Origin of the sequence: Chryseobacterium ginsenosidimutans, assembly GCF_039536845.1 — a bacterium.
Classification (GTDB): domain Bacteria; phylum Bacteroidota; class Bacteroidia; order Flavobacteriales; family Weeksellaceae; genus Chryseobacterium; species Chryseobacterium ginsenosidimutans_B.
The window spans coordinates 543,595-555,957 of the sequence record NZ_BAAAZJ010000011.1; the positions used below are offsets into that span (position 1 = coordinate 543,595).

Genomic DNA, 12,363 nt, shown 5'->3' on the forward strand with positions numbered 1-12,363 from the left:
CTATTCACTTTTTTCTTCAATTTTATTATTTTCTCCTTTTTCATTATCGCTTTCTTTGTTGCCAGTTTCTTCTTTTTCCTTTATTTCATCGGAGTCAAAGAGAATTCTAACAGCCGGAGATTCATCATCTTCAAACTGTCCTTTTCTGGCGTATACTATAAACACGACCAGGAAAACTGCAGCCAAAGAAACACTGCAAAGGATCATTAAATATAGAATATCCATCAGACAACAAAATTAACCTATTTTCGGGGTTCAAATTTAGTGAAAAATAATGACATTCATCACGAAATACGGGTTTTGGCTAATTTAAAATCAGTCTAAATAAGGGCTTTTTAGCGCTTTATTTGAAGTATTTTCTGCCCAGAATCCAGGTTGAAAGTGTAGTGAATGAAACCACTGTAATAGAACTCGCAGGCATAAAAACAGCAGCGAAAAGAGGATGCATATGTCCTGTAACTGCGTAACTTAAACCGATAATATTGTAAAGAAAACTAATTATAAATGTAATTTTCACAATTGTGATCGAGCCTTTGCAAACATTAAGGTATTTGTCTAGTGCGACAACTTTTTCGCCGTTCATGATAACATCAGATGAAGGAGTGAAGCTGTTAGAGTCATCTGCAATAGCGATTCCTACGTTGCTTTGTTTTAAAGCTCCGGCATCATTCAGACCGTCTCCGAGCATCGCAACTTTCATTTTTTGATCCTGAAGATTCTTAATGTAATTGAGTTTGTCTTCCGGATTTTGATTGAAAGCCATTCCTTTGTAATTAGGAATTAATTCTTTCAGTTGATTCTCTTCAGAAGAATTGTCTCCGCTTAAGATGAAAACTTTATAATTGGTGAGTTTTTTGAAAAGATCTTTAAGATTTTCACGATATTCATTTTTAAAGATAAATTTCCCTAAAAACTCATCGTTTTTACTGATGTAAACTGCTGTTTCAAGGTTTTTAGATTCCTGATTGTTATAGCGAGCAGAGCCGATTTTATAAGTATTTCCTCTCACACTTGCTTCATAGCCTTTCCCTGAAATTTCCTTAAAATTTTCAACAGGGAAATAATCATCTTTAACTTCAGTAAATTCATAAAGAGATTTTGAAAGCGGGTGATTTGAATTCTTTAATAATGTTTTAATATTCTGTAAATCAAATTCTTTGATCTCGGAACCTTCAAATTTAATATTGGATTTTTTTCTGTGAGTAATGGTTCCTGTTTTATCAAAAACGATTGTGTCAAGTTTTGCAATTTTTTCGATTGTCAGGGTGTCTTTTACATAAAACTTATTTCGACCTAAAATCCTCATAATGTGTCCGAAAGTGAACGGAGCAGACAGTGCAAGTGCACAAGGACAGGCAATGATCAGGATGGCAGAAATCACCTGAAACATTATTTTTAAATCAATAAAATACCAATAGGTTCCTGCAATTAAAGCAATGCCTAAAATGATAAATGTGAAGTATTTACTTACATTATTGGTCAATGTATCAAGTCCTGTTTCGTGTTTTTTAAAAGCCTCTTTGTTCCAAAGCTGTGTAAGGTAACTTTGATCTACGTTTTTGATAACTTCCAGTTCCAGCGAAGAGCCGATCTGTTTTCCTCCCGCAAAAATTTTATCTCCGGGTTGTTTGCTGATGCTTTCGCTTTCTCCTGTGATAAAACTATTGTCAATATTTCCTTCCCCATTAATCAAAATAGCATCAACAGGGATAATTTCCTGATTTCTGACTAAAATCCTGTCTCCGATTTTAATTTCGGAGAGTAAAATATTGTTCTGTTTTCCTTCAAAATCAATTTTTGTTACTGCAATTGGGTAAAATGACTTGTAATCTCTGTCGTAGGAAAGTGCACTGTATGTTCTTTTCTGGAAAATTTTCCCTAAAAGCATGAAGAATAAAAGTCCACATAATGTGTCGAAATATCCTGAACCATAATTGGTTGCAACTTCATATAGGCTTCGTCCAAAAAGAACAATAATTCCCAAAACAATCGGGACATCAATGTTGACGATTTTGTTTTTTAAACCATACCATGCAGATTTGTAATAATCCGAAGCAGAGTAAACAACAACCGGAATTGCCAAAAAGCACATCAAAGCTCTGAAAAGTCCTTTATAATGATCCATCCAGTAATCTTCGCCACCAATATATTCAGGGAAAGAAAGAAACATTCCGTTACCGAACGCAAAAGCGGCAATCGCAAATTTTACAAGTAAAGATTTGTCGAGATGTTCTACGTTTTTATCGGCTGTTTCAAGGCTAATAACAGGTTTGTATCCTAAATTTGTTAAAAAATTAGCTAATTCGCTTAATTTAAGATCGTTATGGCTGAATGAGATTTGTAAAGTCTTTCTTGTGAAATTAACCTGAGAATATTTTATATTTTTGTTAATCGTATGAAGACTTTCTAATAGCCAAATGCAGGAAGAACAGTGGATTACAGGAATTTTGAATGTGACCAGACTTGTGCTTCCTTCAGAAAAATCCGTAACTTTATCGAAGATTTCCTGAGTATCTAAATAATCGTACTGCGTAGAATTTTCATCACCCGGACGAATTCCGGCTCTCTTATTTAGCTCGTAAAAATTAGTTAAATTATTGGTATTTAGAATTTCGTAGACCGATTTGCAGCCATTGCAACAGAAAATTCTTTCATCAAACAAAATTCTTTCCTTTTCGATCCCTTGACCACAATGAAAACAGTTCTCGCTCACCTCCATAAATTATTGAACTACAAAATTATAACAATTTTTTTTGTTTATCGAGTTAAAAAGTTCTATTTTTGTGATAAATGTCATATAAAATGTCGCAGGAACAACAGATTGCAATCGAGGAGAGGTTCGCCAGAGTTTTTAATGATAAATCATTTAAGGAAAGACTTTCTAGCGCTGATTTTGAGAAATACATTAACGCAAAAAAAAAACTGAGTTTTCAAAAGCACGATACCATTTTTGAGGATGGAGAAACACCGAAAGGAGTGTACTTTTTAGAGAAAGGTGCTGCCAAGTTATCAAAATCGGGAGCTTTTGGGAAAGATCAGATTTTAAGATTTATCAAAGAAGGAGATATCATCGGTTATCGTTCCTTACTTTGCGGAGAAAATTTTCAGGCAAAAGCCGAAGCAATGACAGACATTGAAGCTACTTTTTTACCTGCCGATGTTTTTATGTATCTTTTGGAAGTTGATCCTCAGCTTTCTTTTGTGATGCTTCAGAAAATTTCTTATGAATTGGGAGAATCATCCAATACGATTACTTTCCTTGCTCAGAAAACCGTGAGAGAAAGATTAGCAGAAATTTTATTGCTTTTGGAACAGAAACTGGGAGTTGATCCTGAAGGTTTCATCAAAATTTCTTTAACAAGGGAAGAAATCGCCAATATCATTGGAACGGCTACAGAAAGTGCAATTCGTCTGATTTCTGAGTTTAAGGGAGACAATCTCATCGAAGTAGACGGTAGAAATATAAGAATTCTCAACCACGACAAATTAATGAAACTAGGTCACGTAGTTTTATAAAATCATACAAAACTTTAAGTCGGCTCAGTGCCGACTTTTTTAACTTTTAAAAATAGATAAAATTATGTCTGTTCATTCTGAAATTAAAAAAGTTACGACTGAAACCTTGCGAAAAATGAAATTCGACAAGGAAAAAATAACGATGCTTACGGCATACGATTTTACCACTGCGAAAATGGTAGATGCGGGAGGAATTGATGCTGTTTTGATAGGAGATTCTGCAGCTAATGTAATGGCGGGTTTTGAAACGACTTTGCCGATTACTTTAGATCAGATGATTTATCATTCTCAAAGTGTGGTCAGAGGAACCGACAGGGCTTTGGTTGTTGCCGATTTACCGTTCGGAACATACCAGAGCAATCCTGAAAAAGCATTGGAATCTGCGGTAAGGATGATGAAAGAAGGAGGAGCTCATGCTGTGAAAATTGAAGGAGGAAAAGAGATTTCAAAATCTATTAAAAAAATTATCAACGCCGGAATTCCTGTAATGGGACATTTGGGCTTAACCCCTCAGTCGATTTATAAATTCGGAACCTATAAAGTAAGAGCGAAAGAAGAAGCTGAAGCTGAGAAATTAATTGCAGATGCCCAACTTTTGGAAGGATTAGGTTGTTTTGCAGTTGTTTTGGAAAAAATTCCGGCAGATCTGGCTAAAAAAGTTACGGAATCGATTTCAATCCCGACAATCGGAATCGGAGCCGGAGCTCATTGTGACGGACAGGTTTTGGTGTACCATGATATGGTGGGAATGAACAAAGGTTTCAGTCCGAAATTTTTAAGAAGATATCTTGATCTTTACACAGAAATTACAGGGGCCGTTGCTCAATATGTGAAAGATGTAAAAAGTCAGGAATTTCCTAACGAAAGCGAAAGTTATTAATTGATGAGAAATCAACAGTCTACGCAGGGAATTTTATCTATCGTTGCATTGGTTTGCCTCGCAGCAGGATGGTTCAATTTCTTTTCTCAGGAAATCAATGATCTGCTTTCCCGAAAAGTTTTTTATGTCTTAATTGGAATAAGTTTTTTCCTTCAGGCGCCTTCGCTGAACAATAAAAATTTTATGTATGCGATGTATGGTGCAGCTGCATTATGTGTTATTGGAGCATTTTTTCCTTTAGGTTGGAAAATTTCGGGAATAAAAACCATAGGTCTTTTGGCAGGAATTATTCTTTCATTTTCAAACAGACCCAATTATCGTCAGTAAAAAATGGAGGAGCAGATTGTTTATGAAGACAACCATCTTTTGGTCATTAATAAAAAAGTCGGGCAGCTTGTCCAGGGTGATAAAACCGGCGACGAATCTTTATTAGATTCAATCAAGAATTTTATAAAAATAAGAGATGACAAGCCGGGAAATGTTTTTCTCGGCTTGGTGCATCGTATTGACCGACCGACTTCGGGTTTGGTGATTTATGCCAAAACTTCCAAAGCACTTTCCCGTTTGACTCAAATGGTTAAAAACCGGGAGATTAAAAAGACCTATTGGGCAGTTGTAGCGAAAGAAATGATTCCAAAAACACAAAGGTTGGTCCATTATTTAAAGAAGAACGAAAAAAATAATAAAGCCATTGTTTTTCCAAAAGTTACGGATGGTGCAAAAGAAGCAATCCTGACTTACAATGTTATTAAAAGTTTAGATAATTATCTTTTATTGGAAATTGATCTGGAAACAGGAAGGCATCATCAAATAAGGGCTCAGTTGTCTAAAACAGGAGTTCCGATTAAAGGTGATTTGAAATACGGATCTCCAAGGTCTAATCCTGATGGAGGTATAAATCTTCATGCCAGAAAATTGGAGTTTATACATCCCGTAACCAAAGAAAATATTGAAATTGTTGCTCCTGTTCCGCAAAATGATGCGATTTGGAGAGCTTGTGAGGAATAAAAGAAAATCTTAATAAATAAAAGACTGTCTCAAATCGAGATGGTCTTTTTTATTTGCTGAAAAAATTGAAAATTTTGTTCATTTCAAAAAAATGTCTACCTTCGTCCCATACTTTAGGGGTGTCCGTTGAATAACGGGCTGAGATTTTACCCTTTGAACCTGATTCTAGATCATACTAGCGTAGGGAAAAGTGAGATGACTTTTGCTGTACATTCTACTGTACAATGATGGGCATTCCTAAAGTGTTTTAAAAAATTTAGGAATGGAACTCACAATCAATCACACACGAAAAACCTTTGATGTACTTCCCGAAACTCTGGAAGCATTAATGGCTATTGAGGCACCTCAAAAACAAAAAGGTATTGCAGTTGCCCTCAACAATCGTATTATTCCGCAGTCATTCTGGGCGGAAATAATTCTCAACAACAACGATTCAATTTTAATCATTACTGCTACTCAAGGCGGTTAAAAAATATTTTTATGGCTCATAAAATCACACGTTCGCCGTTTCCGAACTCAAAAAAAATCTATGTTGAAGGGAAAATTCACCCAATCAATGTAGCGATGCGCGAAATACACTTAAGTCCGACAAAGCTTACCAATGGAAAAATTGAAGAAAATCTTCCGGTTACAATTTACGATACGTCAGGTCCTTACACCGACGAAAATTCAGAAATTGATATCGAAAAAGGGCTTCCAAGGATCAGAGAACAATGGATTCTGGATAGAAATGATGTAGAAATTCTTGACGGAATTACTTCAGAATACGGAAAAGCCCGTCTAGCCGATTCAAAACTGGATGAACTGCGTTTTTCTTACAATCACAAGCCAAAAGTAGCGAAGGAAGGACAGGAAGTTACCCAATTGTATTACGCAAAACAAGGCATCATCACTCCTGAAATGGAATATATTGCCATCAGAGAAAATCAAAAGATAGAGCAATTGGATTCTGTTTCAAAAGACATGGCTTTTCAACATCCGGGAAACAGTTTTGGAGCAAGAACTCCGAAAAGCAAAATCACTCCCGAATTTGTAAGAGACGAAATTGCAGCCGGAAGAGCAATTATTCCCAATAACATCAATCACCCCGAAAGTGAACCGATGATTATCGGACGAAACTTTTTGGTTAAAATTAATGCCAACATTGGAAATAGCGCCGTTTCGTCAAGCATTGAAGAAGAAGTTGAAAAAGCAGTTTGGGCTTGTCGTTGGGGAGCCGATACAATTATGGATTTATCAACCGGAAAAAATATCCACGAAACCAGAGAATGGATTATCAGAAACAGTCCGGTTCCGATTGGTACCGTTCCGATTTATCAGGCATTGGAGAAAGTAAAAGGTGTGGCAGAAGATCTGACTTGGGAAATTTTTAAAGATACCTTAATCGAACAGGCAGAGCAGGGCGTTTCTTACTTCACGATTCATGCTGGAGTTTTGTTGAGATATATTCATTTGACGGCAAAACGTGTGACGGGAATTGTTTCCAGAGGAGGTTCTATCATGGCAAAATGGTGCCTGTATCATCATAAAGAAAACTTTTTGTACACCCATTTCGAGGAAATCTGTGAGATCATGAAAAAATATGACGTTGCCTTTTCTTTGGGTGACGGCCTTCGTCCGGGTTCGATTGCCGATGCGAATGATGAAGCACAGTTTGCAGAATTGGAAACTTTAGGGGAATTGACAAAAATCGCTTGGAAACATAATGTTCAGGTGATGATTGAAGGTCCCGGCCATGTTCCGATGCACATGATTAAAGAAAACATGGAGAAGCAATTAGAAGTATGCGCCGAAGCACCGTTTTACACATTAGGCCCTTTGACGACGGATATTGCACCCGGTTACGACCACATTACTTCAGGAATCGGAGCGGCGATGATTGGTTGGTTCGGTTGTGCGATGTTGTGTTATGTGACACCAAAAGAACATTTAGGGCTTCCGAATAAGGAAGATGTAAAAGTGGGAGTTATCACCTACAAACTGGCTGCTCATGCTGCAGATTTGGCGAAAGGTCATCCCGGCTCACAATATAGAGACAATGCTTTGAGCAAAGCCAGATTTGAGTTCCGTTGGGAAGATCAGTTCAATCTTTCACTAGATCCGGATACAGCAAGATCTTATCACGATGAGACACTTCCTGCGGACGGAGCGAAGATTGCACACTTCTGTTCGATGTGCGGCCCAAAATTCTGTTCCATGAAAATTACACAGGAAATCCGTGAATCCGCAGAAAAAGGAATGTTCGACAAATCACAGGAATTCATCGAAAAGGGGAAAGAAATTTATATATGATCATCGTAATCACTCCTGAAGAAGTTGTTCAGAACGAAACTGAATTAATTAACGAATTATTTCAGGAAGGATTGGATTTGCTTCACATCAGAAAACCTTTTATTAATTCCGAAGAAATGACGGATTTTATTCAAAAGATAGATTCTGAGTTTCATCATCGATTGGTTTTGCACAGTCATTATGATTTTGTGAAAAATTTTAATATTTCGAGATTGCATTTCAGAGAAATTGATAGGCAAAATGGTTTGTATAAATCTTTTGCAGATAGAACGATTTCAACGTCTGTTCATGATATTGAAGCTTTTAATCTATTAAATGAAGACTGGGAATATGCTTTTATCAGTCCGGTTTTTCCAAGTATTTCTAAAAAAGGATACGGAGAAAACTCAACGATTTTGAATGATATTAAAAAACGAGATAATCCAAATGTGAAACTGATTGCTTTAGGAGGAATTAATGAAAATAATATTAATAAAGTTTTTGATAATGATGTAGATGGAGTGGCTTTGTTAGGAGTAATTTGGGCAAGTAATGAACCTTTAAATATTTTCAAAAAATGCAGACAGAACGTCCTTTCGTAATGAGTATTGCAGGCTACGACCCAAGTGGTGGTGCCGGTTTATCGGCAGATATTAAAACATTTGAACAATTGAAAGTTCAAGGTTTGGGAGTTTGTACAGCAATGACTTTACAGACAGAATCTCAATGTTTGAGCCTGAATTGGCAACCTTTAGAGGAAATTCTGAACTCGATTGATGTTTTAATGAAAAATTATCACATTACTGCAGTTAAAATCGGAGTGGTAAAAGATGCTCAATTTTTAACTCAAATTGTAGAAAAAATTAGATCTATTAATTCTGAAGCAAAAATTGTTTGGGATCCTGTGTTGAAAAGCACTTCTGAATTTTCTTTTTTTGATTTGAATACAATTTCTGAACTTGAAGATGTTTTAAAACAAATTGATTTAATTACACCAAACTATAATGAATATAAGGTTTTACAGGAATTTAATCTTTTTAAAAATACAAAAAATTCATGTTCAGTTTTAATAAAAGGTGGACATCGAGAGGATAAGTTAGGCACAGATATTTTATTGGAGAATGGGAAAGAAATTTCAATTCATCCAACTGATGAAACTTCTGTTTATTATCCAAAACATGGTTCCGGCTGTGTGCTTTCTTCTGCGATTACAAGTCATTTAGCTTTAGGAAAAAATGTAGAAGAAGCCTGCCGAAACGGAAAATTATACATTGAAAATTTTTTAACAAGTAATTCTACTTTGCTAGGATTTCATTCAAATTAAATAATGGAAAAATTACAATACATATCTCAAGGATTTACCATAGAAGATCAGGAGCTGAACATTCGAAAAGCCCTTGATAATGGAGTAAAATGGATTCAGGTTCGCTGGAAAAATGCTCCGGAGAATGAATTCATCAAACTTTGTGAAATTTCAAAAAAATTATGTTCGGATAATCAAACGGTTTGTATCATTAACGACCATGTTCAGATTGCAAAAGAAATTGATGCAGACGGCGTTCACTTAGGATTAAAAGATACTTCCGTGGAAATTGCGAGACATATTTTAGGGGAAAATAAAATCATTGGAGGAACGGCAAACACCATTTCAGATGTTCTTCAGAGAATGAACGAATCATGTGATTATATTGGTTTGGGACCGTTAAGATTTACTTCGACTAAGGAACAGCTAAGTCCGATTTTAGGTTTTGAAGGGTATGAAAAAATCATTCAGGATTTAAACGAAAAATCATTAGACATTCCGAAAATATTCGCCATTGGTGGAGTGGTTTTGGAAGACATTGAATTATTACAACAAATCGGAATTTACGGAGTGGCAGTTTCGGGACAAATTACCAATAAGCCTTCCATTATCAACGAATTTAAAACTGTTTTACAATGAAAAATCATCCATTAATAATAGCAGACAGAATTTTTGAATCGAGATTGTTTTTAGGAACAGGAAAATTCGGAAATCTTTCAGAAATGACCGATTCTATCATCGCTTCAGGCAGCCAAATGGTAACAATGGCGTTGAAAAGAATTGATTCTCAATCTTCAGAAGATGATTTATTGAATGCTTTAAAACCAACAAAATCTCACCTTTTGCCCAATACTTCAGGAGCAAGAACAGCTAAGGAAGCAGTTTTGGCAGCACAATTAGCAAGAGAAGCGTTGGAAACCAATTGGATAAAATTGGAAATTCATCCGGATCCTAAATATTTGTTACCTGATCCGATTGAAACGTTGTACGCAACAGAAGAATTGGCAAAACTAGGATTTATCGTGATGCCTTATATTCATGCCGATCCGGTTTTGTGTAAGCGTCTGGAAGATGCAGGGACAGCAGTTGTAATGCCTCTCGGAGCACCGATTGGAACTAATAAAGGTCTGAGAACATTAGACTTTTTAGAAATAATCATCAGTCAGAGTAATGTTCCTGTTGTTGTAGACGCTGGAATTGGCGCACCTTCCGATGCTGCAAAAGCAATGGAAATGGGCGCTGATGCGGTTTTGGTGAATACAGCAGTTGCTGTTGCGAGAAATCCTGTGAATATGGCATTGGCTTTTAAAGAAGGCGTAATTGCCGGAAGAAGAGCTTTTGAATCCGGTTTGGGAGTCATTTCAAATCATGCGGAAGCGTCAAGTCCGCTCACTTCTTTTTTGTTTGATTAAAGCCAGCAAAATAAGAGCCCTGAAGGGACAATTCAGTAAAGGATAGGATGAAGTCCTATTCCATAATAGATTATTTAGATTAAAAGTAAATTTTATGAAAAGTTTTAAAGATTTTTTTGAAAAATACCAATGGGATGAGGTAAAGGCGAAACTTGAAAAAGTGACGTTATCTGATGTGGAAAGTAGTCTTCAAAAAAAGAATAAAACAATAGAAGATTTCCTGAATTTTCTTTCACCAGTTGCTGCTCAGAAATTAGAATTAATGGCAACAATGACACAACAGCTTACTCAAAAACGTTTTGGGAAAACAATTCAGTTGTATGCGCCGTTGTATCTGAGTAATGAATGCCAGAATATTTGTACATACTGCGGTTTTAGCTTAGATAATTCGATTAAAAGAAAAACACTTTCTGACACGGAATTAATGATTGAAGCATCCGTTTTGAAATCAATGGGAGTCAATCACGTTTTGTTGGTAAGCGGTGAAGCAAATAAAACAGTTGGTATTGATTATTTTCTGAATGCTGTTCGTTTATTGAAGCCTCATTTTGCAAATATTTCGATTGAAGTTCAGCCTTTATCGGAGGAGGAATATCAACAGCTTCATGATGCAGGTGTGAATGCCGTTTTGGTATATCAGGAAACTTATCATCAGGAAGTTTATAAAGAATATCATCCGAAAGGAAAGAAGTCAAATTTCAATTTCCGTCTGGAAACGCCTGACAGAATTGGAAAAGCAGGAATTCATAAAATGGGATTGGGCGTTTTGCTTGGTTTGGAAGATTGGAGAGTTGACAGTTTTTTTAACGCGCTTCACATCGATTATCTTCAAAAACAATATTGGAAAAGTAAATTTTCTGTTTCGTTTCCTAGATTAAGACCTGCGGAAGGAATTATCGAACCAAATTTTATCATGTCCGACAGAGATTTATTACAATTAATCTGCGCTTACCGAATTTGGAATGAGGACTTGGAAATTTCTATTTCTACGAGAGAAAATGAAAAATTCAGAGACAATATTATTTCACTGGGAGCAACAGCGATGAGTGCTGCTTCAAAAACAAATCCGGGAGGTTATGCGGTTGATAAAGAATCGTTGGAGCAATTTGAAACCAGCGACGAAAGAAGCATGGAGAAAATTAAAAATATCATTAAAAAAGCAGGTTACGATCCTGTGATGAAGGATTGGGATTCCGTTTATAGTGGAGTTGAAAAATAAAATCTTAATGGTTGAAACTTAAAATAGTATAATGAAAAGCAAAGACATTTTCTCAAGATACAGCCGACAGATTTTTATTGAAGAAATCGGTTTGGAAGGTCAACGGAAAATCATGAATTCAAAAGTTCTGGTGATAGGAGCGGGAGGATTAGGAAGTCCTGTTATTCAATATTTGGCTGCAGCGGGAGTTGGGACTTTGGGTGTTACAGATTTTGATGAGGTTGAATTGCATAATCTAAACCGACAGATCATTCATAATGAAAATTCTGTTGGGAAATCGAAAGTGAAAAGTGCGGAAGAGTTTGTGAAAAAACTGAATCATCATGTCAATTTTATCGGAATGGAAAATAAAATTGACGAATCCAACGCAGAAGAAATTATTTCTCAGTTTGATATTATCATTGATGGTTCTGATAATTTTAAAACCAGATATTTAATTAATGATACTTGTGTAAAACTTAGAAAACCTTTGGTTTACGGAAGTATTTTAGGGTTTTCAGGACAGATTGCTGTTTTCAATTATGACGGAAGCAAAAATCTAAGAGATTTATTTCCGGAACCACCTTTTGATGAAAACCTTCCGGATTGTGACAGCCTCGGAGTTTTGGGTGCTTTGCCGGGAATTGTAGGAAGTATGATGGCAAATCAGGCTTTGAAAATAATGACAGATTTGCCTTTAAATGTAAATCAAATCACGTTGATTGATACCTTACACTGGAGATTTCAGACGATTGATTTTTAATTTATATTGTTT

At 35.9% G+C, this 12,363-nt stretch carries 14 protein-coding genes and 1 riboswitch; of the genes, 12 read left to right on the forward strand and 2 right to left on the reverse strand.

Annotation, left to right across the window (positions count from 1 at the left end):
* Both ccoS and ABD745_RS18870 read right to left on the reverse strand, forming a co-directional pair.
* Complete coding sequence (ccoS, locus tag ABD745_RS18865; protein ID WP_047398708.1) at positions 1 to 225, reverse strand: cbb3-type cytochrome oxidase assembly protein CcoS; 225 nt, start codon at positions 223 to 225, stop codon at positions 1 to 3.
* Positions 226 to 343: 118 nt separating this feature from the next.
* The gene (locus ABD745_RS18870) at positions 344 to 2,713 is read right to left on the reverse strand and encodes a heavy metal translocating P-type ATPase (protein ID WP_344833765.1); all 2,370 of its coding nucleotides are present in this window, start codon (positions 2,711 to 2,713) and stop codon (positions 344 to 346) included.
* 89 nt (positions 2,714 to 2,802) lie between these two features.
* Between ABD745_RS18870 and ABD745_RS18875 the strand changes: the two genes are divergently transcribed.
* The 12 genes from ABD745_RS18875 (at position 2,803) to ABD745_RS18930 (ending at position 12,351) form a co-directional block, all read left to right on the forward strand.
* Positions 2,803 to 3,516: a cyclic nucleotide-binding domain-containing protein gene (locus ABD745_RS18875; RefSeq protein WP_047398707.1), complete on the forward strand. Its 714-nt coding sequence runs from the start codon at positions 2,803 to 2,805 to the stop codon at positions 3,514 to 3,516.
* A 64-nt stretch (positions 3,517 to 3,580) separates the two neighbouring features.
* Complete coding sequence (panB, locus tag ABD745_RS18880) at positions 3,581 to 4,396, forward strand: 3-methyl-2-oxobutanoate hydroxymethyltransferase (protein WP_344833768.1); 816 nt, start codon at positions 3,581 to 3,583, stop codon at positions 4,394 to 4,396.
* Positions 4,397 to 4,399: 3 nt separating this feature from the next.
* A complete protein-coding gene (locus ABD745_RS18885; RefSeq protein WP_344833770.1) occupies positions 4,400 to 4,723 on the forward strand; it encodes a hypothetical protein in 324 nt (107 codons plus the stop codon).
* 3 nt (positions 4,724 to 4,726) lie between these two features.
* On the forward strand, positions 4,727 to 5,404 hold the full coding sequence (locus tag ABD745_RS18890) for an RluA family pseudouridine synthase (RefSeq protein WP_344833773.1): 678 nt from the start codon (positions 4,727 to 4,729) through the stop codon (positions 5,402 to 5,404).
* A 105-nt stretch (positions 5,405 to 5,509) separates the two neighbouring features.
* Positions 5,510 to 5,608: riboswitch (TPP riboswitch) on the forward strand.
* 58 nt (positions 5,609 to 5,666) lie between these two features.
* Entirely contained in the window at positions 5,667 to 5,873 is a 207-nt protein-coding gene (thiS, locus tag ABD745_RS18895; protein WP_344833775.1) for a sulfur carrier protein ThiS, read from the forward strand.
* A gap of 11 nt (positions 5,874 to 5,884) precedes the next feature.
* Positions 5,885 to 7,696 carry a phosphomethylpyrimidine synthase ThiC gene (gene thiC / locus ABD745_RS18900; RefSeq protein WP_344833777.1) on the forward strand — a complete coding sequence of 604 codons (1,812 nt, stop codon included), beginning with the start codon at positions 5,885 to 5,887 and terminating at the stop codon, positions 7,694 to 7,696.
* Complete coding sequence (locus ABD745_RS18905; protein WP_344833779.1) at positions 7,693 to 8,277, forward strand: thiamine phosphate synthase; 585 nt, start codon at positions 7,693 to 7,695, stop codon at positions 8,275 to 8,277. The genes thiC and ABD745_RS18905 overlap by 4 nt, the downstream gene beginning before the upstream one ends.
* Positions 8,253 to 8,999 carry a hydroxymethylpyrimidine/phosphomethylpyrimidine kinase gene (locus ABD745_RS18910; protein ID WP_344833781.1) on the forward strand — a complete coding sequence of 249 codons (747 nt, stop codon included), beginning with the start codon at positions 8,253 to 8,255 and terminating at the stop codon, positions 8,997 to 8,999. The genes ABD745_RS18905 and ABD745_RS18910 overlap by 25 nt, the downstream gene beginning before the upstream one ends.
* Positions 9,000 to 9,002: 3 nt before the next feature.
* Entirely contained in the window at positions 9,003 to 9,617 is a 615-nt protein-coding gene (thiE, locus tag ABD745_RS18915) for a thiamine phosphate synthase (RefSeq protein WP_344833784.1), read from the forward strand.
* Entirely contained in the window at positions 9,614 to 10,390 is a 777-nt protein-coding gene (locus tag ABD745_RS18920) for a thiazole synthase (protein WP_344833787.1), read from the forward strand. Before thiE ends, ABD745_RS18920 begins: the two co-directional genes overlap by 4 nt.
* A gap of 94 nt (positions 10,391 to 10,484) precedes the next feature.
* Positions 10,485 to 11,609, forward strand: coding sequence for a 2-iminoacetate synthase ThiH (thiH, locus tag ABD745_RS18925; protein WP_344833790.1), 1,125 nt, complete (start codon positions 10,485 to 10,487; stop codon positions 11,607 to 11,609).
* Positions 11,610 to 11,640: 31 nt separating this feature from the next.
* Positions 11,641 to 12,351 (forward strand): HesA/MoeB/ThiF family protein, encoded by a 711-nt coding sequence (locus ABD745_RS18930; RefSeq protein ID WP_344833793.1) that lies wholly within the window; start codon positions 11,641 to 11,643, stop codon positions 12,349 to 12,351.
* The last annotated feature ends 12 nt before the right edge of the window (positions 12,352 to 12,363 follow it).

Coding starts and splice junctions, on each gene's coding strand:
- ccoS (WP_047398708.1), bottom strand. CDS start 225: ATGGATATTCTATATTTAATGATCCTTTGCAGTGTTTCTTTGGCTGCA.
- ABD745_RS18875 (WP_047398707.1), top strand. CDS start 2,803: ATGTCGCAGGAACAACAGATTGCAATCGAGGAGAGGTTCGCCAGAGTT.
- panB (WP_344833768.1), top strand. CDS start 3,581: ATGTCTGTTCATTCTGAAATTAAAAAAGTTACGACTGAAACCTTGCGA.
- ABD745_RS18885 (WP_344833770.1), top strand. CDS start 4,400: ATGAGAAATCAACAGTCTACGCAGGGAATTTTATCTATCGTTGCATTG.
- ABD745_RS18890 (WP_344833773.1), top strand. CDS start 4,727: ATGGAGGAGCAGATTGTTTATGAAGACAACCATCTTTTGGTCATTAAT.
- thiS (WP_344833775.1), top strand. CDS start 5,667: ATGGAACTCACAATCAATCACACACGAAAAACCTTTGATGTACTTCCC.
- thiC (WP_344833777.1), top strand. CDS start 5,885: ATGGCTCATAAAATCACACGTTCGCCGTTTCCGAACTCAAAAAAAATC.
- ABD745_RS18905 (WP_344833779.1), top strand. CDS start 7,693: ATGATCATCGTAATCACTCCTGAAGAAGTTGTTCAGAACGAAACTGAA.
- ABD745_RS18910 (WP_344833781.1), top strand. CDS start 8,253: ATGCAGACAGAACGTCCTTTCGTAATGAGTATTGCAGGCTACGACCCA.
- thiE (WP_344833784.1), top strand. CDS start 9,003: ATGGAAAAATTACAATACATATCTCAAGGATTTACCATAGAAGATCAG.
- ABD745_RS18920 (WP_344833787.1), top strand. CDS start 9,614: ATGAAAAATCATCCATTAATAATAGCAGACAGAATTTTTGAATCGAGA.
- thiH (WP_344833790.1), top strand. CDS start 10,485: ATGAAAAGTTTTAAAGATTTTTTTGAAAAATACCAATGGGATGAGGTA.
- ABD745_RS18930 (WP_344833793.1), top strand. CDS start 11,641: ATGAAAAGCAAAGACATTTTCTCAAGATACAGCCGACAGATTTTTATT.